Genomic DNA, 23,050 nt, shown 5'->3' with positions numbered 1-23,050 from the left:
ATGGACTATCAAGGAATACTAGATCAAATAAAAAATAAAATAGACTGTAGGCAGTTATCAGGTGAGGTGGCAACATACATCCCTGAATTGGCTAAAGTCTCACCAGACAAATTTGGAATGCATTTATGCAGTACCAGTGGAGACGATTTCTTCTTTGGAGATTCAAATGAAGGTTTTTCAGTACAAAGTATATCTAAGGTACTTTCTCTCTCTTTGGCTTTGCTGTATGAAGATGACAAGCTTTGGGAAAGAGTGGATGTAGAACCATCTGGTGATCCTTTCAACTCGCTGGTCCAATTGGAATATGAGAATGGCATTCCCAGAAACCCGCTCATCAATTCGGGAGCGCTAGTGGTATGCGATACCTTAATTTCTAACCTCAAGGATCCAAAAAAGGAATACCTCGAATTTGTAATAAAAGTGGCAGGTAACCCGCACATTAGTTACAATGAAAAGGTGGCAGAATCAGAAAAAGCAAATGGTTTTAATAACGCCGCGATGGTCAATTTGATGAAATCATATGGGAACATTCACAATGACGTAGACACTGTACTTGATTTCTATTTTCATACATGTTCCGTAAGTATGTCGTGTAAGGAGCTTGCCAATACGTTCATGATTTATGCCAATCATGGTTGTCTGCAAGAAACAGGAGAGCAGGTTTTAAGTGTAAAAAGAACCAAGAGGATCAATGCGCTTATGCAGACGTGCGGGTTCTACGATGAAGCTGGTGAATTCTCATTTAGGGTAGGACTTCCTGGAAAGAGCGGCGTTGGAGGTGGAATAGTAGCCATCTATCCCAACATGTATAGTGTAGCTGTTTGGAGTCCAAAACTAAATGCAAAGGGAAATTCAACTGCTGGTATGCTTGCCCTGGAGTTTCTTACTGACATGACAGGATCATCCATTTTTTAAACTGAAAAAGTATGTCAAACACCGACTTAATCATCGAAGAAAGAAGCAGAGATATTGGAGATTTCCTAGTGGGTAGGTTAATTCCGTTTCGCAAAAAACGAATGGTTGGTCCATTCATTTTCATCGACCATATGGGCCCAACAGCGATCAAGCCTGGTACTTATATGGATATCGACCAGCATCCACATATCGGACTTTCCACCCTTACTTATTTACTTGAGGGAGAAATTCAGCATCAAGATAGCATAGGGACAAATCAGCACATCAAGGCAGGATCCGTCAATTGGATGACAGCAGGTAAAGGAGTTTCTCATACCGAGCGAACCCCGTTGGAATTACGTCAGGGCCAAGAGTTCATCATGCATGGGTACCAAATCTGGGTGGCTCTTCCTAAACACAAGGAAGATATGGAGCCTGAATTTCATCATTTAGATGCATCCAAACTCCCCCAATGGAAAGATGGTGCTGCCGCATTCAAGCTGATCGCGGGTAAAGGTTTTGATAGGGAATCTCCTCTGCCGGTTCATAGCCACCTATTTATGATCGAAATAGAAACACAAGCTGACTATAAGCTCATTGTTAAAGATCAGCTAAAAGGAGAAATCGGACTTTGCATTGTTGAAGGTAGCATCGATGCATGTGGTCAGATTGTGAAGGAAGGAAACATGTTGGTATCCAAAGTAGAAAATGCCTGTGAACTCACCGTCCGATCCAATTCAAAAATTTTGCTTTTTGGAGGGGAGACTTTCCCTGAAGAACGATTTATTTTCTGGAATTTCGTATCTTCCGACAAAGAAAAAATTGAGCTTGCAAAGGAACTGTGGCGCAACAAAAATTTTCCCAAAGTTGCAAATGACAAAACTTACATACCCCTACCCTAATCGATCATAAAGTATGAGAGCAAACTGGTTTGAACTTCCTGTAAATGACATGAACCGCGCTAAGAAATTTTACGCTTCCATCTTTGACATTCAAATGGCAGATACGATCGAAATCGGAAATTCTGTGATGTCTTTCTTCCCATTTGAGACAGATGCAAGCGGCGCTACCGGCTCCCTCATCAAGCAAGAAAGCTATATCCCTTCACATGAAGGAACCATGGTCTATTTTTCCGTTGGTGAAATCAATGAGGTACTTCCTAAAATCACCTCAGCAGGAGGTCAAATTATCCATGAAAAGATGAGCATAGGTGAACATGGTTTTGTTGCCCATTTCGAAGATTGTGAAGGAAATAGAGTAGCCTTGCACCAGCAAGCATCTTAATCGATATGCATCAAGATCCTACTGAAAATATTGTTGAAATTCTACTCAGCAAGTCAACCGTAAAGCAGAAGGCCTACAGAAATGTCTGTCGGGCGTTTAAAGAACTAGAGCAAGAAGCTCAGCTGCTCATAGATGTCATCAGTGCAAAGACTACAGAACGAGATCAAGACATCAAATTGAGCGTAGAACCAGTCAGTGATCAGGAGTTTCACATCCGTATTGCAGGAGATCTATTGGTGTTTGTTTTGCACACCAATATCATCTCTCTACCAGAAGATTACGAATACAACAAAAGTAATTACGTCGCAGACCAACCACTTCGCAAATACCTGGGTCAGATTAATGTATACAATTTCATGGCCGATTCGTTTGAGTTTAATCGACTAAATGATCCCGGCTATCTACTTGCCCGCCTTTTGATAAACAGTGAAAACTACTTTATCGTTGAAGGTGAAAGACAGATTGGTTTTATGTTTAAGTCCATTTCAGCAAAGCCACTAGACAAAGTTGACTTGGATATACTCATTAAGCTCATCATCAGTCAAGCAGCAGATAATGATCTAGTAGTACCACCATTTCCTAATATCCGTAAGATTACGGTGCGGGAGAAACTTGAAAAAACGCAATCATTGGGTGCCGGTAATAAAATCGGCTTTCAAATGAGTTACCAAAACGAAACTAAATCTTAGTAGAAAAATGAGCACCATACAATCCAATTTCGTCGGAATGACTATCATGCAAAGACTGAAAGTAACCGGTCAATATGAAGCATTCAAAGCTGCCCTCAAGAAAAACAGAGAGACAGCCATCAAAATGCTTGAGTCCTTGAACCTTGACCAAAAGTCGATCGAAAGCTTTTTGAAGTCAAAGTTTTAGCCACCTCCATTACCTATCCTTTTTCCTTAAAAAGATCAGGTTTCTTACGTTCATCACCCCAGTATAGTTCAGCGAGATTTCCAATGAAGTCAGCGTTCGGGGACTAATTGAACGATAGAATGTTAGATATATATTGAAGTCTAAAGAAGGCAAATGTGTAATACCTACGTGCTCTTTCTTAGGAACTGATTTCATCGATTTTCCTATTTCACCATAGCTTATTCCTTGCTCATAAACAGACAGCCGAGTCAGCACCACCTCAAGGTAACCGTCATTGCTTGGGTTCTTTCTTTCATAAAGAGAAGTTTTAGATTGTCCAAAAGCCAGTAGGCATAAAACAATCAGTATCATCACAAGCATAAATTTTGTGATAGAATCTCTCATGACTATCGGAATTTGGTGAATAGCCTTTCATCCACATTTACTTCAAAATTTTGCCGAGTGGCCTTTGCGGTTTTTTTGGTGACACTGATACCTAAGAGGATTAGCGAAGCTCCCAGAATCATCCAGGCTGAAATATGCTCGTCCAGAAAAAGAACTCCTAGTACTACACCATAAATGGGCATCAGGTAGGTTACCAAAGAAGCATAGCCAGCACTGGATCGTTCGATCAATTTGAAATAAACAATGAAGGCTGCGGCCGTCCCAAAGATTGCGAGTATCAGCAAAGAACCGAAAGCCGAAAAGCAAACCGCAGAGAATTTAAATTCCGGATGCATAGCAAATGCCAAAGGCGCCAGGTAGATTGTTACGGATAGAAGTTGAGCTGCAGGCGCTTTAAAAGAAGGTGTATTTGCGAAATACTTTCGTATATATGAGAGCCCTATTCCGTAACTCACTGCTGCCCCAGTTATTGAAAGAATACCAAACGTGCTGCCCTCCACTCCCTTGATTAAACTAGGCCATACCAAGATTATCAACCCAGAGAATCCGATCAAAACACCAGCTATCTTTTGACCACTGAGTCTCTCATTGTGTATCATGAAATGAGCAAAAATGATTGTAAACAGAGGCATTAACCCATTGAGTATTGATGCCAATGAGCTATTCACAAATTGCTCACCCCAGTTGATCAGCACAAAGGGTATTGCCTGCGCAAATAGCCCAGCAATGAAGGTTCTCTTCCAAAAAGAATAATCTTTAGGAAGTCTTTGTTTCATCACCAACAGCAACAGATTCAGAATGATAGCAGCTATCCCAATGCGGAGGGCTGCCAGCATAACTGGCGGAATTTCACGTACAGCTATTTTGATAAATAAAAACGAAGGACCCCAAAGACTCGCAAGTAAAAGTAGCAGATGAATATTCTTGATTTTCATAGTGTTGCATGTTTCGTCTTTCAAAATGAACACTATTAACAATCGGACTAACTATTAATTGGATGAATTGATTTTATGATTAGAATTAATTTTACTAATATAGCCTCATGGAAATACGACACCTCAAACTGATTCGGGAGGTTGCGGAGACCAAAAGTCTTACCAAAGCAAAGGATGCGCTGTTCCTCTCCCAATCTGCACTTAGCCACCAACTCAAAGAGATTGAAGGCCAGTTGGGCACGCAACTGTTCCATCGAGTAAACAAGCAGTTGATCCTTACCAATGCTGGGAAAATGGTGCTGGAATCAGCAGAACGTATTCTCAAAGATTTGGAACGAACCGAGATTTCGATAAAGAAATATGTGTCGGGTTCAACAGGTACTCTTAGACTAGCTACTCAATGCTACACTTGTTACCATTGGCTGCCTTCTCTAATGACGGATTTCAAAAAAGAATTTCCAAACGTAGAAATCGAAATATTCCATAACAATGATGCGGATGTAGAGGATCAAATATTGGATGGAAAAATTGATTTAGCCATTATTTACGAAAGTTCTGAAAGAGCGAACATTGATTACCATGAACTCTTTAGAGATGAAGTTTATGCATTGGTTCCGGTTGGTCACCCTTGGACGAAAAAGTCTTACGTAGAAGCCAAAGATTTTGAAGGTCAAAACGTAATTATCCATTCCTACCCAATTGAATCTGTTTCCCTTTTTTCACAGGTATTAATACCGGAAGGGATAAATCCTAACAGGGTAATGCAAGTACAAGTTACAGAGGCTGTCGTGGAAATGGTAAAGTCTGGAATGGGGATCAATGTAATGGCCAAATGGATTGTTGAACCCTATTTAAAGGACAATCAATTGGCCTTAGTACCGGTGACAAAAAGAGGCATTCATCGAACTTGGCATGCAATTACCATGTCCGATGATAATAGTCCTCAGTATTTACTAAACTTTGTTCAGCACCTCAGACGCAACATTAGTGGATTGCGCTGCTGTGAAAACTAGCCATTCATTTTATCCAATTCCTCTTCTGTATAATCAGTTGGTCTTCCCAGATATCTGAACTCTTCGACTTCCTCTTTAAACTCCTGAAGACGAATTCCTACTCGTTTGTACGCAGGGCCACCAAGTGGTAAGTGAACGGGCGGGGTTTCCAAGATGGTAACCTCATACATTGCATTTGCGGCGCGTACCGGATCTCCTATTTGATTTCCACTCACCTCGCGAATGCTATCCATGTTTTTGTTAGCACTTTCATTGTATTCCGCTATTGAAGATTCGTTGAAGGTCGCCGATCTTCCCGCCCAATCTGTCCTGAATGGTCCTGGCTCAATATTCGTTACCTTGATACCAATATGCTTTGTTTCAGCAGCCAATGCTTCTCCTATTCCTTCCAAAGCAAATTTGCTCCCGTTATATATTCCTATCCCTGGAAAACCGTTCAACCCTGCAATTGAGGTAATATTTAAGATGTTTCCACTCCGCTGTTTTCTCATAAATGGCAATGCCAGCTTCATCATTCTCACACATCCAAACACGTTTACATCAAACTGTCGCTGAATCTCATCTTCAGAGGTTTCTTCAATTGAGCCAAGCGTGCCATAGCCTGCGTTATTTACTAAGACGTCAAGTTGCCCAAACTCCCTTTCAATGACCTTGGCAACCTCATCGATTGCATCCTGCTTTTGCACATCAAGCACTACTCCTTTCACTAAGTTTGGATTGATCGATTCAAGCTCAGCAATTTGCTCTTGCTTACGAACCGTCCCAATAGCAATTTCACCTTTACTAGCCACGACCTTTACCAGTTCTCGTCCAAAGCCAGTTGAACACCCTGTAATTAGCCATACTCTTTTACTCATATTTTCTTATTGTTTGATTTGCGTAACATCCATTACTTAAAGAATGTTCGCTTGGTTTGAAATCAAATAATGATTGTCAAAAAACTTTCGTTCTATCAATCATAAGCCCCTTCGACTACCTCCTCCCTCAGAACTACCTTCAATGTATACCTCTTGCATCGATTCACTCCCCCTTTAAGCTTGATGGGCTAATGAAGTTTGGACTTGTCTGCAACGTAGCAACAAATAGGATGTAAGCACTGCGAATAGTAATTTGATATGTTTTATAGCTGATTCTTGATGCAGCTAAAGTAGAAAAGTAATAAAACTGTAGCTTCAAGCCTGAATTAACTATTTGCTAAGCAATCTTTATTTGAGCATATCATGTTCATTTTACATCTTTGTCAGCTAAACTTTTTAACTTCAGCCAGTCATTCCAAAACAACCATGTCATGAAGAAACTAACCTACTTACTATCATTTGTATTCGCACTTAATTCATTTGCGCAGGCACCGATTACCAGCATACCTTTTGAGCTTTTCGGAGATCACATCATTATCAAAGTGAGCGTGGACGATTCCGAACCTCTCGATTTCATTTTTGATACAGGTTCTGGATATACCGTAATAGACGATGATGTCGCAGAAAAGCTAAGTCTGGCAGGAAAAGAAATAGAAATGAATCAGGCTTCATCTGCCTGGCATTTGATTAAACACAATACGATTGCCATTAACCATTTCCTGATGGAGAAAAACACAAAAGTGTATTCGACTGATCTGGATCATCTGGAAATAAGCTTAGGAATGGATCTGGATGGAATCATCGGCTATGATCTCCTTAGACACCATTCCATCTATGTCAACTTTGACACGATGGTGATCAATATCTACGACCACAGCAACTCTCCTAAACGAGGAGATGCCATTCCGTTTACCCTTCACGTTTCTATCCCGGTCATTGAAGGAACGGTTGTTCTTAACAATGATGAACCACACGATGGTACTTTTTTCGTCATGACAGGAGCCGGAACTACCTTAGATTTCAATTCACCATATGCAGAGCAATGGGATGTGATTCACAAGACAGGAAAGCATTATTCCTACCTTGTAAAGGGACTAAGCGATTTTGAAACCCCGCACTATGAAGGTCATGTAAAATCTTTCAAATTCGGAAATCAGGTCGTTGAGGATTTACCTATTGGTATCAGCGCAGCTAAATCAGGCATTCAGGCAGATAAAAAAGTTTCAGGCATCATCGGGTCTCAGATTTTGAGGATGTACAACTTTACTTTAGACTATGGGACTAAAATGCTATACCTGGAAAAAGATCATACGTATGATGCTAACTTCAAAGTAAACTGTAGCGGAATCGACGTACAGCTTTCAAAAGACAATTCGAAAGTGTTAATTCATCAGGTGTTTGAAGAGAGTCCTGCTTCTGAGGCGGGTATCAAAGTAGACAGTGAGCTTATTAAAATTAATGGCAAAACCATGCAGGAGATTAATCTTCCGGATGTTAAAAAGCTTTTGAAGATGGAAGGTGAAACTGTAGATTTAGTTATCAATCAAGACGGATCTGAAAAATCATTCTCTATTAAGCTTAGATCACTCATAGATTAATAGAAGGTTTGGTTTCTTTGCAGCAGTATGAGCAAAGAACTTCGAATCATATTTCTTGGAACACCTGATTTTGCAGCAGCAAGTTTGAAAAAACTTGTGGAAAATCAGGTGAACATTGTTGCAGTAGTAACAGCGCCTGATAAACCCAAAGGACGCGGAAAAAAGCTTGGTATGTCGGCTGTTAAGGAATATGCCCTTGAAGCCGGCTTGCCAGTATTGCAGCCGCCCAATCTTAAGTCCGCTGACTTCCTTGAGAAGCTAAAAAATTTTAAAGCCGACTTACAAATTGTTGTTGCTTTTAGAATGCTACCTGTGTCTGTTTGGGATATGCCTCCTTTGGGAACCTTCAACCTGCATGCCTCACTTCTTCCTCAGTATAGAGGTGCCGCCCCAATCAATTGGGCAATAATGAACGGTGAAACTCAGACCGGGATAACTACTTTTTTTCTCAAACACGAAATTGATACGGGGGAAATCATATTTCAAGAGTCTGAGCCCATCCATCCGGAAGATAATGTGGGTAGCTTATACGTGAGACTGATGGAAAAAGGGGCTGATTTAGTCTTGAAAACAGTTAATGCCATTGCCAATGAAAATTATCCCCAGCTACCTCAAAATACAGATCTGGAACTAAAGCCAGCACCAAAGATTTTCAAAGAAGACTGTCGAATCGAATGGGAGCAACCATCTCATGAAGTTTTAAATTTCATACGTGGACTCTCCCCATATCCAGCGGCATGGTCAGAAATGGATGGTAAGACTGTGAAGATATTTGAAGCAAAAGAATCCTCAATGGGCACGAATAAACCTGCAGGTGAATTCTACTCAGATGGTAAAACGTATCTACGAGTAAATACGAAAAGCGGAACACTTGATGTCCTTGACCTTCAGCTTGAGGGCAAAAAAAGGATGCCAGTAGCAGATTTTTTAAGAGGGTATCAGTTTAATAGCTAGTAAGAATTTCAATCAAACATATTGCGCTTTCACACCAACTCAACTTTTTGAGACGCCGAATAAATACGCTTCATCGAAATGGAAGTAAAGTTTTAAGATCAAGAGCAAGACCATGATTAATTTTAGATCTGGTTGCACGCACAAACAAAAAATGGAATTATGATCATATCAATGATAGCAGCGATGGGCACAAACCGCGTAATAGGAAAAGATAATGACATTCCATGGCACCTTCCTGATGACTTCAAATACTTCAAGGAGACGACTAAGGGTCACCATGTGATCATGGGTAGAAAAAATTGGGAATCTCTGCCCGATTCCTTTCAACCGCTTCCTGGTAGAACGAATATTGTAATCACCCGACAAGCTGACTATGATGCAAAGGGTCAACCGGTGGTACCCTCTTTGGATGCAGCACTCAAAATAGCCAAAGAAAATGATGAGTCAGAAGCGTTCATCATTGGAGGCGGCGAGATTTACCGAATGGGTCTTACGTATGCGGATCAAATCTATCTTACAGAAATCAATGAAGATTTTGATGGCCAGGTCACATTCCCTGATTTTGATCAAACCATCTGGAAAGAAACGTCGAGAAAACATCACCCCATTGATGATCGTCACAGATTTTCATTCGATTTCGTAGTATATTCTAGAAAATAATAAGAAAATGGACATACAATCACACAAAAGAACCCTTGGAATTATTCATTTAGTGTACGGCTCATTAATCGCCGTTGCTTTCATTTTTATTGGAAGTTTTGTCACCATGCTTTTTCCATTTATTGCAGAAGAAATCGCAGATGAGGTAGGTAATGATGCTGATAAAGTTTTGTTGTTTGTTGAGTCAATTATTCGAACAGTATTTATTCTTCTGCTCGTATTTTCAGCCCTACCTTCCATCATTGCCGGGTTTGGTCTACTTCAAAAAAGAAGCTGGGGGATCGTTATTGCATTAATCGCCGGATGTGTCTCCATTTTCAGTTTCCCATTCGGAACAGCTGTTGGGGTTTATAGCATTTACGTTTTTGTGGAAAATAACAAAGCAAAGCGTGACGAAGATCAAGGATAGTGTGGTTTGGCTCACAGGAGCAAGCTCTGGTATCGGAGAACAACTGGCTTACCAACTAGCTGAAAAGGGTGCAAAACTCATAATTTCAGCGAGAAGGCAAGAAGAGTTGGATCGGGTAAAAGCAACTTGTAAGTCCGATACAGTAGCCACCCTCAAAATTGACTTAGAAGACGCATTTTCATTGACCCAAAAAGCAAAAGAAGCGGGAACAATCTTCGGCGAGGTGGATATCCTTATAAACAATGGAGGCATCAGTCAAAGAGATACAATTTTGAATACCAGCCTTGACGTAGATCGTAAATTGATGGATGTCAACTACTTTGGATCAATCACTTTATCAAAAAAACTGCTCCCTATCATGGTGCAAAGAAAACAGGGACATCACGTCATTGTTACCTCTACAGTAGGCATAATCAATACGCCGTTCAGATCTGGATATGGTGCATCCAAACATGCACTGCACGGGTTCTACGATGCTTTGCGTGCAGAACATCATGATGACAACATAAAGGTTACCATAGTACTCCCGGGATATATTAAGACTAACATATCCTACAATGCACTCATAGGAGATGGCAGTAAACAAAACAAGATGGATCCAGGACAAGAGAAAGGGATGCCGCCGGAAAAGTGCGCGCGTTTGATCGTCAAAGCAATTGAATCCAACAAACATGAGGCGTATATAGGAGGTTTAAAAGAGAAAATGGGCATCTACTTGAAAAGGTTTTGGCCAAAGGCCGCTGCTAAAGCGGTTAGAAAATTGAGAGTGACTTAGTGATAAGGTTTATTTACATATTTATTTTTTCTGCGCTCGGACTAGCGTCTCATGGACAAAAGACCAAGCTGCTTAAAGCTGTTGATTTTCAAAACCAGCAATTGGATGAACAATGGATTTATGTGAAATTCAAGAATGGCAGCACTCCGAATCAAGCACGATCTCAACGACTTACAGATTCAAAAAATGAATCAATTCATTTCGATATTTTCAAACTAAAAGTACCACAAGGAAGAAATCCAATAGATTATTGCAACGAACTGAGAAGAAGTAAACCTGATCTTATTTACGCCGATCCGATTGTCCAATACCTTCCACTAGCATCGCCCTCAGATGCCCTTATTGGCAATCAGTTTTACTTAGACAATATCAAAGTCCATGAAGCATGGGAAATCACTAAAGGCGACGATGACATTACCATTGGCATCATAGATACAGGCATTGACCTTGACCATGAAGACATGGTTGCCAACCTTTGGCTAAATACGGATGATCCCGTCGATGGAGTTGACAATGATGAAAATGGATATATAGATGACTATTTAGGATATGATTTTGCCGATATAGATACTGATCCTTCCATTCAAAATGGAAATCATGGAATGATCGTAGCAGGTATAGCAGGGGCTGCCACTAATAATGGAAAAGGGATTGCAGGTGTCGGCTACAATACGAAAGTAGCTGCATTAAAAGGATTCAAGTCTTCGAATGGCAAAAGCGGAGGATTGTATGAAGCGATTATCTATGCAGCAGAAAACGGGTTTGATGTTGTCAATCTTTCATGGGGCAGAATGGGTGCTCCTCTTCAATCGGAGCAAGACATAATTAACTATGCTGTCCTGGATCATGACATGGTCGTAGTTGCAGCTGCTGGGAATGAAGGCGGAAAAGCTACAGAACAAAACAAATGGTACCCTGCAAGCTATGAAAATGTCTTATCGGTAGCGGCATCAGATGCGACTGACAACAAGTCTTCTGGCTCTTCATTTAACAGATCCGTAGACATTGCCGCTCCAGGAGTGTCCATGTTTTCTACAGTTAATAACAATGGATATTCAAATGGTGGACCAGGAACTTCATTTGCTTCGCCTCAAGTGGCTGCTAGTGCAGCGTTGGTTAAGGATCAATTCCCCAACCTTTCAGCAGTGCAGATCATGGAGCGTTTACGGGTAACAGCCGATGACATCTACGACATTGGTAACAATTCCATTTATGAAGGAAAGTTGGGAAAAGGAAGGCTGAATGTTCTGAGAGCTGTGAGCGAAACAAATGTAAGATCCCTTCGAGCTGAAAATCCAACACTCACTTCAGCATTTGGAGACAATGTTTTTTTTGGTGATACCGTCCGGGTAAGCGCAATACTTACCAATCACCTCTCTGCTATCAATGACCCATCTGTGACCATCTCGTCGCCTGGTGACAATTTCACTATTTCTGAAGGCAGTTTTCTACCTGGATTTATGAGTAGCCAAGACAGCCGACAAATTTCTTTTAATGTGATCCTAAATGAAGATATTCAACCCGAAACCGATATCGAAATTCGACTGGACTATGCTGCCACAGGTTATACAGACTTTCAGTTTCTGGAAGTAACTACCTCTCCAGATTATGCTGATTTCGGAAACGATAAATTATCAATGACCATAGGTGGAGACGGTGACCTGGGATTCAATACATATGGCTCAGATCCTGAAGGATCCGGATTTATTTATCAACTTGACACACTCATGACCTACACAGGTCTTCTTTTGGCCTCAAACGCCTCATCAGTATCCAGCAATATTATCAGCAACTATCCAAATCAAACCAGAAATGAAGATTTCACTGTTCAGCAATTCTATAAGCTTTATCATCATTCTGCCGCTGATCATTTTGGTTATTCCGAATTCATTGATCAGAATAAACCTCTCATAGTTGAACAATCCAACATCACCTGGGATAATGAAGACTACATCATCATTCGCTACCGAATCATCAACAACTCAGCGGCAGCCCTAAACAATCTCTCCGTAGGGATATTCGCGGATTGGGATTTAGCAGATAAGTATACCAACTACGCCGAATACGATCTTTCCAACAATTACATGTTTGCCAGAAATGGTAGCAGTGATCTATATGGAGGAGTTCAAGTGCTGGGGGGAAATGGAGTAGAGTTCAGTGCGTTAGATATGGCGGGCTTAAATGGAAATTCTCAAGACATTAATGATGTTTTTAGTGATTCTGAAAAATATGAATTTCTAGTAAATCAAGAAATCGCTACGGCTGGAAGTTTGGGGAGTGGAAATGACATTGCCACTATGAACGGTGTTACCATAAACCAAATGGATGCCTATTCCGAAGAATTTGTAAATGTCATTTTTGCCGTATCCGATTCGAAAGACAACCTGGATGCTGCCTTCATTGATGCTCAAGTGCGATTGGATGAGTTTCTATTAAAACCCAGGGTACTGGAAACCTTGTCGGTTTGTGATGGCGCCTCTATATCCATTGATCCCAGTGATGGATTGATGTACGAATTTTACGAAGACCCTTTAGCGCAAGACTTAATTACTACCGCCTCAAGTTACGATCCTGGCACAATCACCAAGGACACCGTATTCTACTTGAAAAACGTCGACAATAATTATCCATCAGATATTTTTGAATTTCGCATAAGCCTATTTAATGACATAGCTGACTTTCAAATGTCTACTGACACCTTATACCTCGACAATTCCACAAACGTTGTGCAATTTTCAGATCAGAGCTTAGATGCGACTTCATGGAGTTGGGATTTTGGTGAAGGAACAAGTGCTACCATTCAAAATCCCTCACTTTCATTTGCCACACCAGGTACTTATCCCATAACACTTGAAGTAGGGAATGCCTTGGGATGTATTGACATTGTTACAAAAAATTTGGTGGTAGCTAACCGCCCATCCCCTCCTACTTTTGGCGACTTGACAATATGCCCGGGCGAAGAAGTAACCATCAATGAACCTTCTGCTGAAAAAATCCATGTATATGTGCATGAAAGCAGCTCTTCTCCTACCCTCAGCGGAAATAACATTTCCATCACATCCATTACTCAGGACACCACATTGTACATCAGTGGTGTCTATGGATCTTTTGAAAGCGAGCGAACCCCTTTAAATATCGATGTATTGGAAGTGCAGGGGCGCATGTTTTACCGACCAGACACGCTCTCTGAAAATCATCAAATTGTAATTTCAATCATGGATATGGAAGTTGGTTCAACACTTGAATGGAATGTAGGTGGACTTCCTGCTGGGTCTGAGGAGGAGATAATAATCCCAGCACTTGCTGGTACAGTAGATGTAGTTGTTGAAATAATCAGTCCAGCTGCTTGCAATAAAACCCTCGAGGAAGAGATACTCATCAGTACATCTCCTTTTGCTTTTCAAACAGACCTACTGTCATGTGCAAACGAATTTGTAGATATACGTCCAGAAAATGGCACCTACTTTGGTTTCTATGAGGACGCCGAATTGACCACATTAATTAGTAAGGGAACTCACCTTCAAACCAATACGCACAACAAAATTTATGTGGTAAACCTGGATGATGGTCTCCCTGGTATGCCAATAGAAGTGAACATATCAAACAAGGTAGTAGCGTTTGACATCTCGCACATTGTTACCGCGATTGGACAAAAAAATCAAGTGGATTTATCCATCATAACAGATGAGGAACTTACCTCATTCTCATGGTATATAAATGGCGATTTATCTGAAACCTCGCAAAGCCCAACATTCTTTTTGGATCCTGCAGAATACGAAATTGTACTGGTAGTAAGTGATGTTAATGGATGCCAAGCCTCCGACACACTGCTATTGGACTTTGTCCCCCCTTTGGCAATTACTGATGATCGGAATTTTGTCATATATCCAAATCCTTCGAATGGCATTATCAATATCGAATCCAATGAAATAGTTGAGCGTCTTCAACTTCTCAGCCTGGATGGCAAAGTATTGCTCGATTTTAAGAAACCTGAAAAGACGCTCGACTTATCTGAATTGCCGTCCGGACATTACATCATCAAAGCTGAGGGGGGAGATGATACATGGGAGCGACAACTACGTATATATGATCATTGAATTCTTTGCTTGACTAGCTTTTCATCGTAGGTCATTTCATTTCCCCAATACTTCATCTGCTCCTTGATCCAAACAATCCTTCGATTGACATACCTACCAGGAGCTACAGCAGAATACTTTTTCGGATTGGGTAATACTGCCGCAAGGCTTGCAGCTTGTGTTCTGTTAATTTCAGTCGCAGACTTTTTGAAGTAGACTTGAGAAGCTGCCTCCGCGCCAAATATCCCGTTACCAAATTCCGCTACATTCAAATAGACCTCCATGATCCTTTTTTTGCTCCATATCATCTCTATAAGTAACGTGAAGTACAATTCTGAAGCCTTTCTCACCCATGTTCTACCAGGCCAAAGGAAGACATTTTTGGCTACTTGCTGAGAAATTGTGCTAGCTCCACGAATCCTTCCTCCTTGCTTATTTTCCTTTTCCGCATCACTAATGGATTGAAAATCCAATCCTTGATGTACTAAAAAGTTTTGATCTTCGGCGCACATCACTGCCAATTGTAATTGGTCTGATATCTTTTCTAAACTTCTCCATTGATAGTTTATTTCTTTTGACTGTCCCTCAATAAGCATCAGCTTTGTGAGAGGGATAGGTATGAAAGAATATAGCACCACCCATAAGAGAGCTAGCACATTAAAAACCAGCACAAAGCCAGCAATCAATTTGATAATATGGTTTATGATTTTTTTCAGTAGACATCTATTAATTTCGGGGAATGAGACACTTACTAATCGCCTTTACATGTCTTCTCTTTTCATCAATCTCCTTTGCTCAAAAAGGTGATTTTTTACTGACACATCATTTCCCCCGTCATTCTAATATAGATAATTCCAACTTTGAAATCACTAGCGATAGCTATGGAAGACTATGCATCGCCAATCGGTCAGGGGTATTAAAATACGATGGTGAAGCCTGGGATTTTTACCAAACCCCTTCAGCTGCGCTTTCCATAGCCGTGGATTCCACTGATATTGTTTATGTCGGATGTATTGGTAATATCGGCATGATAGATTTTCATAATCGCAAAATTCAATATAAGTCTTTGCTAGCAGTCGATACGCTAGACGATTTATTTCTAGAGACTCATCACCTGAATGGTAAAGTATACTTCATGGGGAGTAAAAACTTAATCGTCTATGATATAGCCAAGAAAGAATCAAAACACCACAGTGGGGATTTCATTAACATTTATGAATTAGACTCAGAAATGTTTGTAAATACAGTTTCTGAAGAAACCTATTTGATAAATGATTCTCTTACCATTGTCAATGCTGCTAAAAAAGTAGCCTACTCCAGCAGAATAAAAGGACAATCGGATCTGGTGTTAGATTTTGATAACGCCATCTATTCGTATCAAAACTTTGAATTCGAAGCTCTTCCTCAAAATAAGTTCTTAGAAGAAACAGGCTTTGAAGTACAAGAAATCAAATGGCTGAATGACTCGTTATTCGTGTGCTCAACATTTGAAAACGGTCTTGTTTTATTTAATAAGAATAATCCAAAGTATGCTGAGATCACGAACTATAATGCCGGGCTTCCAGACAATGAGATCTATACCATTCATACTGATCAATCCAATGGAATCTGGGCTGCCCACCAGTTTGGAATCACGCAGATAGCTCCGCTATTTCCAGCTTATAGTTACTCGCACTTTTTAGGACTCAATGGCAATCTGACTGGTGTTTCTAATATTGGAGAAGACCTTTGGGTTACTACCAGTCTAGGGCTTTTCTATTTCAGTCGAGATACCGTTTTTGAAAACCAGGTCTACTATGAGGTTCAGCGTAAGAAGAAAACCAAGCCGGTCAGGACAGTAAAAAAATCCACCAACGAAGAGGAAACTGAAAGTAAACCGCTACTAAAAAGGCTGTTTGGGAAAAAGAAGAGAGCAGAAGAGGAAACTCAAGACAAAAAGAAAAAGGGATTATTCAATGCCATTTCTAACATCTTCGATAACGAAGATAAAGTAGATAAAGTAAAAGGAAAGCTTGACAAAAACATCAAATATGTAAGAAAGGTGAGACGGGTTCCGGTTGACATCAACTATTCGTTCAAGCAAGTCAATGGAGCCAATGGTAAGTTTCTTTCCGTAATTCCGTACAAAAACAAACTCTTGGGGGTCAGTACATCAGGCATTTACGAGCTAACCAAAGAGGGTGCACAAATCATTATCTCTGAGAGCGTACGTTCCTTCATGGTAAACGAGCAAGATCAATTGGTCATTAGCACTTCAGATTTAGCTCTCAAATTTTATAAGCTAAGCAACGAAGTATGGGTGGAGCAGACAAGTACTCAAATGAATGACATCATCGTCAGCATGCAGGAAGATGCTAACGGAAACATGTGGATGGCAGGTTCTGGGTCTATTTTCAAAACCTCATCAACCGACTCTACCTTCACCATTGATCAAAAGTTCAGCTTAGATAATATTTTTCTCGATGAAGTCAGCATCTTAAATAGAAATGACACGCTGTACTTTATTAATTCACAAGGCTATTTCTACTACAATTCCTCATTGGGTATTGTGACAGAAGACATCAATCTGAAACGCAAGGTTGGGCTCCCAATTCATCACTTATTAGATCCTGTAGAACTTGGAGTTTGGATTTTCAATGGAAAAATATGGCATAACCTTAAGAGTGATGGAAAAATTGAAAACCTGGAATATTTGGGATTATTTCCAGATTTACGAGCCATTTCAATAGATCAGTCTTCCGATCAGCTCTGGCTAATCACGCAAAACAATGACATTCTGAAGTACGACCCATCGAAAACAGGGGGAATGGGAAGCTTTGATTTTTTCCTGAAAAGCGTATCAAATGAAAGCGGCGAGCTTGATCAATCAAAGAAATTTACGTTAGGGTATGATGATAATTTCTTAAGCATAGAACTTTCAAAACCAGATTTTCTTGGACTTCTCAATCCTGAATTTCAATACAAGCTGGTAGGGCTCCATAATGATTGGTCAGAATGGACTCGTAGCAAGTCCATTGATTTCAGTTTTCTCCCTGAAGGGAATTACAGTCTGAGAGTACGAGCACGTGATGCATTCGGAAGAACCGAAGAAGGAGAGGTATTGTCGTTTTCAGTAAAACCACCCTACTGGCAGACCCCTTGGTTTTACGCCATCCAAATTATCTTTTTTGGTGGATTGGTGTATTTCTCAACCAAACTCAATCAGGACAGCTCCAAAAACAGGTTGTTAAGGGGTGGACTTACACTTCTCACATTGGTATTAGTCATTGAATTTCTTCAAAGTGCCATTGGATCACTCTTTAGCTTCAAGAGCACTCCAGTAGCCGATTTTCTTCTGGATGCCTCCATAGCTTTTATGATCTTCCCTCTGGAGCGGCTGCTCCGAGAACTCATGACCAAAGGAAAAGTGAAGGTGAAGGTGAAGATCAATAAAGAGAATATCCCGCTAGTTCGAAAGGACAGCTCTTCCAAATAGCCAATTACCGGGTGCATCTGGATCATTGCTTCTAAAGAATTCTTTGACGGCACTGATCAGTTCACCTCTACTGATGAGGTCATCGTGATTGCGATCCAGCTTCCTGAAAGATTTGGCAGCAAAGCGTACTTCAATTCGGTAGCCTACTAGCAAATCAATGTATTCATCTAAATTGATGTATCCGTCATTGTCTGTGTCGAAATTGTCAAATATTTCTCCAACAAATTCGTCCACGTATGTACTAAAAACAGCTTCATCTCCATTGACAATTACTTGCTCGGCAAAGTGTAGCCAATGATCCCAATTAGCCTTACCATCATTGTTATTGACAAATAAATTGAAGTGATTCCAGCCTTCCTCAAATTTCGATTTGACCTGATCGTATTTTGCATCCCCTTCTTTGATTCCCCAGAGAATACAAAGGTTTTCAGCGATTCCAATGAAGTCTTCTATATTTATAATTCCATTTCTGTCATAGTCCAAAACATAAAAGAAACGTTCTAACTTATTGATTTGCAGGTCAGTGAGCATAACAGCATTTTTTTTTGCGAAAATAATTAATCTTGCTCTTTAAAAACTTTTTTTAGTAATTCGGTGGTTCTGGCTCCAGGATTAGCCCTGATTGCTTTTTCTTCATTAGCAATCATGAAAAACAATCCTTCCATTGCTTTTTCAGTTGCATAATCTTCCAAATCAGGATTGACTTTTTCAACCAGTGGTATCTTATTATACGAATTTATGATATCTGAATAATACTTTGTTGCATTCGTCTGATCAAGCGCATTTTTCACAATTGGTGCAAACTTAGCTCTCAGCTCAGCACTTGTGGTTCTTCTTAAATAATTCGTAGCAGCCTCTTTATCACTCCCCTTTAAAATGTTCCAGGCATCATCAATGGTCATTTGCTTTATTGCACTTACAAAAACAGGCTTAGCTTCTTTTGCAGCTTCCTCTGCCCCACGATTCAGTGTCATAACAAATCGATCCACTTGACTTCCCAGCCCAACGTCTCTTAAGGTATTCTCTACTTTTTGTACATCAGTTGGGAATGGAATCTTAATCTGAGGGTTTTTAAAGTAACCATCTACTTTCCCAACTTTCTGTGTACCGGTAGACACACCCTTCACCAACGCTTCTTTCAGTCCGGCACCTACTTGCTCGGCAGTGAGACCTTCTTCATACCCCACTATATCAGAAAGGGACTGAATCTGCTGAGCAGTACATCCTAGAAAAATGAATGCAAATGATAAAACTTTAACTCGTGACTTCATGATGTAAATCTTATTTTTGAGGCATTATAAAAATAGTGAATATTCTATTCACCGCTATTACCGAAATCAAATGCCTGCAAAAGCCATAGTTATTTCCATTGGAGATGAAATCCTTTACGGTCAAACATTAGATACAAACTCGCACTGGATCAGTGGAGAGTTAGATAATTTGGGTATTAGGGTATTAAAAAAAATAACAATAGGCGATACAAAAACTGACATTCTGAGCAATCTAAAAGAAGCTGAAGAAAAGGCTGACATTGTTCTTTTAACAGGAGGTTTAGGTCCTACCAACGATGATTTGACTAAGCCATGCCTCACGGAGTATTTCAATACGCACTTGGTTAGGAATGAAGATGCGTATGAAAATATCAAGGAAATCTTTGAGAAAGCCGGTTGGGAAATGAATGAATCCAATCTTCAACAAGCAGATCTTCCAGCCAACTGTACTGCAATTAAGAATTCCATTGGAACAGCATCGGGTATGTGGTTTGATACGGAAGGCAAGGTAATCGTCTCCATGCCAGGTGTTCCCTTCGAAATGAAGCAAATGATGACGGATTCAATTCTACCTCGTTTAAAAGCTCAGTTTGTTTCTGATGGAATCTACCATCGGATGATTCGAACCATTGGTATTGGTGAATCCAAACTTGCAGAACTCATCAAAGATTGGGAAGATCAGTTGCCTAACGAAATCAAGCTTGCCTACTTGCCTACAATGGGAGCAGTAAAACTCCGATTAACGGCAGACAGTGATACGGATCTAGTCAAAGAATCTATACAAAAGCAAATAGATGAGGTACTTCCCATCATTGAAAAATATGTATATGGTTTTGATGATGAAGAAATCCCCAATGCCATCGGCAGAATACTGCAAGAAAGAGGACAAACACTGGCAATTGCCGAAAGTTGTACCGGCGGTTACCTCTCACACCTGACGACATCCGTACCGGGTAGTTCTGAATGGTTTAGAGGTGGGATGATCCCCTATTCCAATGACCTCAAGCGAGATCAATTGGGCGTGGAGGAAAAAATCCTTGATGAAGATGGGGCTGTCAGTGAGCCTGTTGTTTTAGCTTTGGCAGAGAATGTGAGGAAGACAATCAATGCAGACATTGGAATCTCGGTAAGCGGCATAGCCGGACCGGGTGGCGGAACGGAACAAAAGCCTGTAGGTACAGTTTGGATTGGCTATGCTGATAAGGATAAATCAGTGGCAAAGAAGTTTCGATTTATCAGAAACAGAGAGATCAACATCAAGTATAGCGCTATTGCGGCCTTCAACATGATTAGAATAAACTTAGATAAGGATTAACAAAATTATTATCTTTGAGAACCAAATAAATAACATTAAACAGAATATAATATGGCAACTGTAGAGATGGTCATGCCTAAAATGGGCGAGAGTGTAATGGAAGGAACCGTCCTGGCGTGGTTAAAAAACGTTGGCGATTCCATCGAAGAGGATGAATCCATCCTGGAAGTGGCAACAGACAAGGTTGACACAGAAATTCCTGCAACTCATGCCGGAGTACTCAAAGAGGTGTTAGCCCAGGAAGGAGATGTGATTGAAGTTGGCAAACCAATCGCCATTATCGAGATAGATGGAGAAGCAAGTGAATCTACTACTCAGCCAGCTGAAGCCCCTCAAGCTGACAACCCCGTTGAAAAAGCCGAAGAAATCTTAGAAACAGCTATTAGTACAGCATCTGCAAGCAACGGAGCTGTTGTTCCGCGAACTTCTGATTCAGGGAAATTCTTTTCCCCGCTTGTAAGAAGCATTGCAAAAGAAGAAGGTATCTCTGTTGTTGAACTAGAGTCCATAAGCGGCTCAGGAAAAGAAGGAAGAGTTACCAAAAATGACATTTTAAGCTATGTAAAAGCAAGAAAATCGGGAGCTCCTACACCTTCAGCGGCGGCACCTGCTACTTCACCAACCATGCCATCCGCTTCACATCAGCCAATGCCTGTATCAGTAGATGGTGGTGACGAAATCATCGAAATGGATAGGATGCGTAAGATGATTGCTGAACGTATGGTGGCATCCAAGCACATATCACCACACGTTACTTCATTTGTAGAAGCTGACGTCACAAAGGTGGTAGCCTGGAGAAATAAGATGAAAAACGAATTCTTGAATAGAGAAGGAGAAAAACTGACCTTCACTCCTATCCTAATTGAAGCTATTGTGCGCGCCATCAAAGATTTCCCCATGATCAACGTACAGGTAGATGGAACCAATATCGTAAAGAAAAGAGCCATCAACATTGGAATGGCTACTGCTCTTCCGAGCGGAAATTTGATCGTACCTGTCATTCACAATGCAGATCAACTAAGCCTGGTGGGTATCACCAAGAAAGTAAATGATCTCGCAAGAAGAGCGCGAGAAAATAAGCTAAAACCAGACGAACTTCAGGGTGGAACCTACACTGTTTCAAATGTTGGATCCTTTGGAAATGTAATGGGCACACCAATCATCATGCAGCCGCAAGTGGCAATCATGGCGCTTGGAGCCATCCAGAAAAAGCCATCGGTAGTTGAAACTCCTGAAGGTGACATGATTGGTATACGAAGTAAGATGTTTTTGTCTCACAGCTACGATCACAGAGTGGTAGATGGAGCCCTGGGCGGCATGTTTGTGAGAAAAGTAGCAGACTACCTGGAAGCATACGACCTGAATAGAGGAATTTAAAAAATCAAACGCTGTGGGGCATTCGCACCACCATCACGATCATTCTGAAGGAAACATCAAAGTTGCCTTCTTTCTTAACCTCAGTTTTGCAATAATTGAGCTAATAGGTGGCCTATGGACAAACAGTGTCGCCATCTTATCAGACTCACTTCATGACCTTGGAGACAGCTTGACATTGGGCGTCTCCTGGTATTTCGCCAAGGTTGCCAAGAAAGGCCGCAATCAAAGCTTTTCTTATGGTTACAAGCGTTTCTCTGTCCTGGGCGCGTTGATCAATGCCATAGTGCTGGTAACAGGGTCGATTTTCATCATCATTGAAGCCGTTCCCCGGCTATTGAATCCAATCAGTCCCAATACCGAAGGCATGATCTACTTAGCAATTGGTGGCGTTATCGTTAATGGTGCCGCCGCTTTTCGGCTAAGCAAAGGAGGAAGTCTGAACGAGAAAGTAGTATTCACACACTTGCTTGAGGATATACTTGGCTGGGTAGCTGTCCTCATAGGTGCCATAGTCATGCACTTTTGGAATTTACCCATCATTGACCCCATACTATCTGTATTGATCGCCACCTTCATCCTTTTCAATGTCTACAAAAACTTAAAGGAAAGCTTCAGAATCATTCTTCAAGGAACACCTTCAGATGTCGATATCAAGCAGATTCATGCGGCAGTACTAGAGATACCCAAGGTGACGGATGTTCACGATTGTCATACTTGGTCCATGGATGGCGAATATCACATTCTATCCATTCATTTGGTCATTGAGGAAAACCTTAAGCTATCTGATCTGCAAAGCATAAAAAAAGAAACCAAAGACCGTGTTTCTAAATTAGGTATCAACCACGCGACCATTGAGTTCGAAACTGTCCAAGAAAAGTGCGATCCTTGTTAATTTCG

The 23,050-nt window shown here is 40.8% G+C and carries 22 protein-coding genes; 16 read left to right on the top strand and 6 right to left on the bottom strand.

The window, feature by feature from the left end:
- The 5 genes from ABJF57_RS19370 to ABJF57_RS19350 are packed head-to-tail and all read left to right on the top strand — an operon-like array spanning position 1 to position 3,054.
- Positions 1-915 carry a glutaminase gene (locus ABJF57_RS19370; protein WP_462233071.1) on the top strand — a complete coding sequence of 305 codons (915 nt, stop codon included), beginning with the start codon at positions 1-3 and terminating at the stop codon, positions 913-915.
- Positions 916-926: 11 nt separating this feature from the next.
- Positions 927-1,796 (top strand): pirin family protein, encoded by an 870-nt coding sequence (locus tag ABJF57_RS19365; RefSeq protein ID WP_462233069.1) that lies wholly within the window; start codon positions 927-929, stop codon positions 1,794-1,796.
- Between the two features lie 13 nt (positions 1,797-1,809).
- Complete coding sequence (locus tag ABJF57_RS19360) at positions 1,810-2,178, top strand: VOC family protein (protein ID WP_462233067.1); 369 nt, start codon at positions 1,810-1,812, stop codon at positions 2,176-2,178.
- A gap of 5 nt (positions 2,179-2,183) precedes the next feature.
- Positions 2,184-2,867 (top strand): hypothetical protein, encoded by a 684-nt coding sequence (locus ABJF57_RS19355; RefSeq protein WP_462233065.1) that lies wholly within the window; start codon positions 2,184-2,186, stop codon positions 2,865-2,867.
- Between the two features lie 7 nt (positions 2,868-2,874).
- Positions 2,875-3,054, top strand: a complete 180-nt coding sequence (locus ABJF57_RS19350) for a hypothetical protein (RefSeq protein ID WP_462233063.1) — start codon at positions 2,875-2,877, stop codon at positions 3,052-3,054.
- 9 nt (positions 3,055-3,063) lie between these two features.
- On the opposite strand, the gene ABJF57_RS19345 is transcribed toward ABJF57_RS19350, so the two are convergent.
- Positions 3,064-3,438, bottom strand: a complete 375-nt coding sequence (locus tag ABJF57_RS19345; protein ID WP_462233061.1) for a hypothetical protein — start codon at positions 3,436-3,438, stop codon at positions 3,064-3,066.
- 2 nt (positions 3,439-3,440) lie between these two features.
- Entirely contained in the window at positions 3,441-4,373 is a 933-nt protein-coding gene (locus ABJF57_RS19340) for a DMT family transporter (RefSeq protein ID WP_462233060.1), read from the bottom strand.
- Positions 4,374-4,480: 107 nt separating this feature from the next.
- Here ABJF57_RS19340 and ABJF57_RS19335 point away from each other — a divergent pair, with 107 nt between their 5' ends.
- Positions 4,481-5,386 (top strand): LysR family transcriptional regulator, encoded by a 906-nt coding sequence (locus tag ABJF57_RS19335; RefSeq protein ID WP_462233058.1) that lies wholly within the window; start codon positions 4,481-4,483, stop codon positions 5,384-5,386.
- On the opposite strand, the gene ABJF57_RS19330 is transcribed toward ABJF57_RS19335, so the two are convergent.
- A complete protein-coding gene (locus tag ABJF57_RS19330; RefSeq protein WP_462233056.1) occupies positions 5,383-6,243 on the bottom strand; it encodes an oxidoreductase in 861 nt (286 codons plus the stop codon). The two genes, ABJF57_RS19335 and ABJF57_RS19330, sit on opposite strands and share 4 nt — an antisense overlap.
- A gap of 431 nt (positions 6,244-6,674) precedes the next feature.
- Between ABJF57_RS19330 and ABJF57_RS19325 the strand changes: the two genes are divergently transcribed.
- The 6 genes from ABJF57_RS19325 (at position 6,675) to ABJF57_RS19300 (ending at position 14,736) form a co-directional block, all read left to right on the top strand.
- Positions 6,675-7,841, top strand: coding sequence for an aspartyl protease family protein (locus ABJF57_RS19325; RefSeq protein ID WP_462233054.1), 1,167 nt, complete (start codon positions 6,675-6,677; stop codon positions 7,839-7,841).
- Between the two features lie 27 nt (positions 7,842-7,868).
- Positions 7,869-8,795 (top strand): methionyl-tRNA formyltransferase, encoded by a 927-nt coding sequence (gene fmt / locus ABJF57_RS19320; protein WP_462233052.1) that lies wholly within the window; start codon positions 7,869-7,871, stop codon positions 8,793-8,795.
- A 159-nt stretch (positions 8,796-8,954) separates the two neighbouring features.
- Complete coding sequence (locus tag ABJF57_RS19315; RefSeq protein WP_462233050.1) at positions 8,955-9,455, top strand: dihydrofolate reductase; 501 nt, start codon at positions 8,955-8,957, stop codon at positions 9,453-9,455.
- 7 nt (positions 9,456-9,462) lie between these two features.
- Positions 9,463-9,864, top strand: coding sequence for a hypothetical protein (locus ABJF57_RS19310; protein ID WP_462233048.1), 402 nt, complete (start codon positions 9,463-9,465; stop codon positions 9,862-9,864).
- The gene (locus ABJF57_RS19305; protein ID WP_462233046.1) at positions 9,845-10,639 is read left to right on the top strand and encodes an SDR family oxidoreductase; all 795 of its coding nucleotides are present in this window, start codon (positions 9,845-9,847) and stop codon (positions 10,637-10,639) included. The genes ABJF57_RS19310 and ABJF57_RS19305 overlap by 20 nt, the downstream gene beginning before the upstream one ends.
- Positions 10,639-14,736, top strand: coding sequence for a S8 family serine peptidase (locus tag ABJF57_RS19300; RefSeq protein ID WP_462233045.1), 4,098 nt, complete (start codon positions 10,639-10,641; stop codon positions 14,734-14,736). The genes ABJF57_RS19305 and ABJF57_RS19300 overlap by 1 nt, the downstream gene beginning before the upstream one ends.
- Here the strand turns inward: ABJF57_RS19300 and mtgA are convergent.
- On the bottom strand, positions 14,730-15,401 hold the full coding sequence (gene mtgA, locus ABJF57_RS19295) for a monofunctional biosynthetic peptidoglycan transglycosylase (RefSeq protein WP_462233044.1): 672 nt from the start codon (positions 15,399-15,401) through the stop codon (positions 14,730-14,732). The genes ABJF57_RS19300 and mtgA overlap by 7 nt on opposite strands.
- A 53-nt stretch (positions 15,402-15,454) precedes the next feature.
- Here mtgA and ABJF57_RS19290 point away from each other — a divergent pair, with 53 nt between their 5' ends.
- Positions 15,455-18,190: a triple tyrosine motif-containing protein gene (locus ABJF57_RS19290; RefSeq protein ID WP_462233042.1), complete on the top strand. Its 2,736-nt coding sequence runs from the start codon at positions 15,455-15,457 to the stop codon at positions 18,188-18,190.
- Here ABJF57_RS19290 and ABJF57_RS19285 read toward each other — a convergent pair.
- Both ABJF57_RS19285 and ABJF57_RS19280 read right to left on the bottom strand, forming a co-directional pair.
- The gene (locus ABJF57_RS19285) at positions 18,161-18,721 is read right to left on the bottom strand and encodes an EF-hand domain-containing protein (RefSeq protein WP_462233040.1); all 561 of its coding nucleotides are present in this window, start codon (positions 18,719-18,721) and stop codon (positions 18,161-18,163) included. The two genes, ABJF57_RS19290 and ABJF57_RS19285, sit on opposite strands and share 30 nt — an antisense overlap.
- 26 nt (positions 18,722-18,747) lie before the next feature.
- A complete protein-coding gene (locus ABJF57_RS19280) occupies positions 18,748-19,461 on the bottom strand; it encodes a DUF4197 domain-containing protein (RefSeq protein ID WP_462233039.1) in 714 nt (237 codons plus the stop codon).
- Between the two features lie 70 nt (positions 19,462-19,531).
- On the opposite strand from ABJF57_RS19280, the gene ABJF57_RS19275 reads away from it, so the two are divergent.
- The 3 genes from ABJF57_RS19275 to ABJF57_RS19265 are packed head-to-tail and all read left to right on the top strand — an operon-like array spanning position 19,532 to position 23,045.
- Positions 19,532-20,776 (top strand): competence/damage-inducible protein A, encoded by a 1,245-nt coding sequence (locus ABJF57_RS19275; protein WP_462233037.1) that lies wholly within the window; start codon positions 19,532-19,534, stop codon positions 20,774-20,776.
- A 51-nt stretch (positions 20,777-20,827) separates the two neighbouring features.
- Positions 20,828-22,153 carry a dihydrolipoamide acetyltransferase family protein gene (locus ABJF57_RS19270; RefSeq protein WP_462233035.1) on the top strand — a complete coding sequence of 442 codons (1,326 nt, stop codon included), beginning with the start codon at positions 20,828-20,830 and terminating at the stop codon, positions 22,151-22,153.
- Positions 22,154-22,166: 13 nt separating this feature from the next.
- On the top strand, positions 22,167-23,045 hold the full coding sequence (locus ABJF57_RS19265; RefSeq protein WP_462233033.1) for a cation diffusion facilitator family transporter: 879 nt from the start codon (positions 22,167-22,169) through the stop codon (positions 23,043-23,045).
- Positions 23,046-23,050: the final 5 nt, after the last annotated feature.

Source organism: Ekhidna sp., assembly GCF_039940915.1.
In the GTDB taxonomy this organism is placed as follows: Bacteria; Bacteroidota; Bacteroidia; order Cytophagales; family Cyclobacteriaceae; genus Ekhidna.
This window is presented reverse-complemented; position numbering and strand designations above follow the sequence as displayed.

Bases quoted from the DNA above. Each gene is read 5' to 3' on its own strand.
- ABJF57_RS19270 (WP_462233035.1), top strand. From the start codon at position 20,828: ATGGCAACTGTAGAGATGGTCATGCCTAAAATGGGCGAGAGTGTAATG.
- ABJF57_RS19335 (WP_462233058.1), top strand. From the start codon at position 4,481: ATGGAAATACGACACCTCAAACTGATTCGGGAGGTTGCGGAGACCAAA.
- ABJF57_RS19285 (WP_462233040.1), bottom strand. From the start codon at position 18,721: ATGCTCACTGACCTGCAAATCAATAAGTTAGAACGTTTCTTTTATGTT.
- ABJF57_RS19340 (WP_462233060.1), bottom strand. From the start codon at position 4,373: ATGAAAATCAAGAATATTCATCTGCTACTTTTACTTGCGAGTCTTTGG.
- ABJF57_RS19330 (WP_462233056.1), bottom strand. From the start codon at position 6,243: ATGAGTAAAAGAGTATGGCTAATTACAGGGTGTTCAACTGGCTTTGGA.
- ABJF57_RS19360 (WP_462233067.1), top strand. From the start codon at position 1,810: ATGAGAGCAAACTGGTTTGAACTTCCTGTAAATGACATGAACCGCGCT.
- ABJF57_RS19355 (WP_462233065.1), top strand. From the start codon at position 2,184: ATGCATCAAGATCCTACTGAAAATATTGTTGAAATTCTACTCAGCAAG.
- ABJF57_RS19290 (WP_462233042.1), top strand. From the start codon at position 15,455: ATGAGACACTTACTAATCGCCTTTACATGTCTTCTCTTTTCATCAATC.
- ABJF57_RS19310 (WP_462233048.1), top strand. From the start codon at position 9,463: ATGGACATACAATCACACAAAAGAACCCTTGGAATTATTCATTTAGTG.
- ABJF57_RS19345 (WP_462233061.1), bottom strand. From the start codon at position 3,438: ATGAGAGATTCTATCACAAAATTTATGCTTGTGATGATACTGATTGTT.
- ABJF57_RS19370 (WP_462233071.1), top strand. From the start codon at position 1: ATGGACTATCAAGGAATACTAGATCAAATAAAAAATAAAATAGACTGT.
- ABJF57_RS19275 (WP_462233037.1), top strand. From the start codon at position 19,532: ATGCCTGCAAAAGCCATAGTTATTTCCATTGGAGATGAAATCCTTTAC.
- fmt (WP_462233052.1), top strand. From the start codon at position 7,869: ATGAGCAAAGAACTTCGAATCATATTTCTTGGAACACCTGATTTTGCA.
- ABJF57_RS19365 (WP_462233069.1), top strand. From the start codon at position 927: ATGTCAAACACCGACTTAATCATCGAAGAAAGAAGCAGAGATATTGGA.
- ABJF57_RS19325 (WP_462233054.1), top strand. From the start codon at position 6,675: ATGAAGAAACTAACCTACTTACTATCATTTGTATTCGCACTTAATTCA.
- ABJF57_RS19315 (WP_462233050.1), top strand. From the start codon at position 8,955: ATGATCATATCAATGATAGCAGCGATGGGCACAAACCGCGTAATAGGA.
- ABJF57_RS19280 (WP_462233039.1), bottom strand. From the start codon at position 19,461: ATGAAGTCACGAGTTAAAGTTTTATCATTTGCATTCATTTTTCTAGGA.
- ABJF57_RS19350 (WP_462233063.1), top strand. From the start codon at position 2,875: ATGAGCACCATACAATCCAATTTCGTCGGAATGACTATCATGCAAAGA.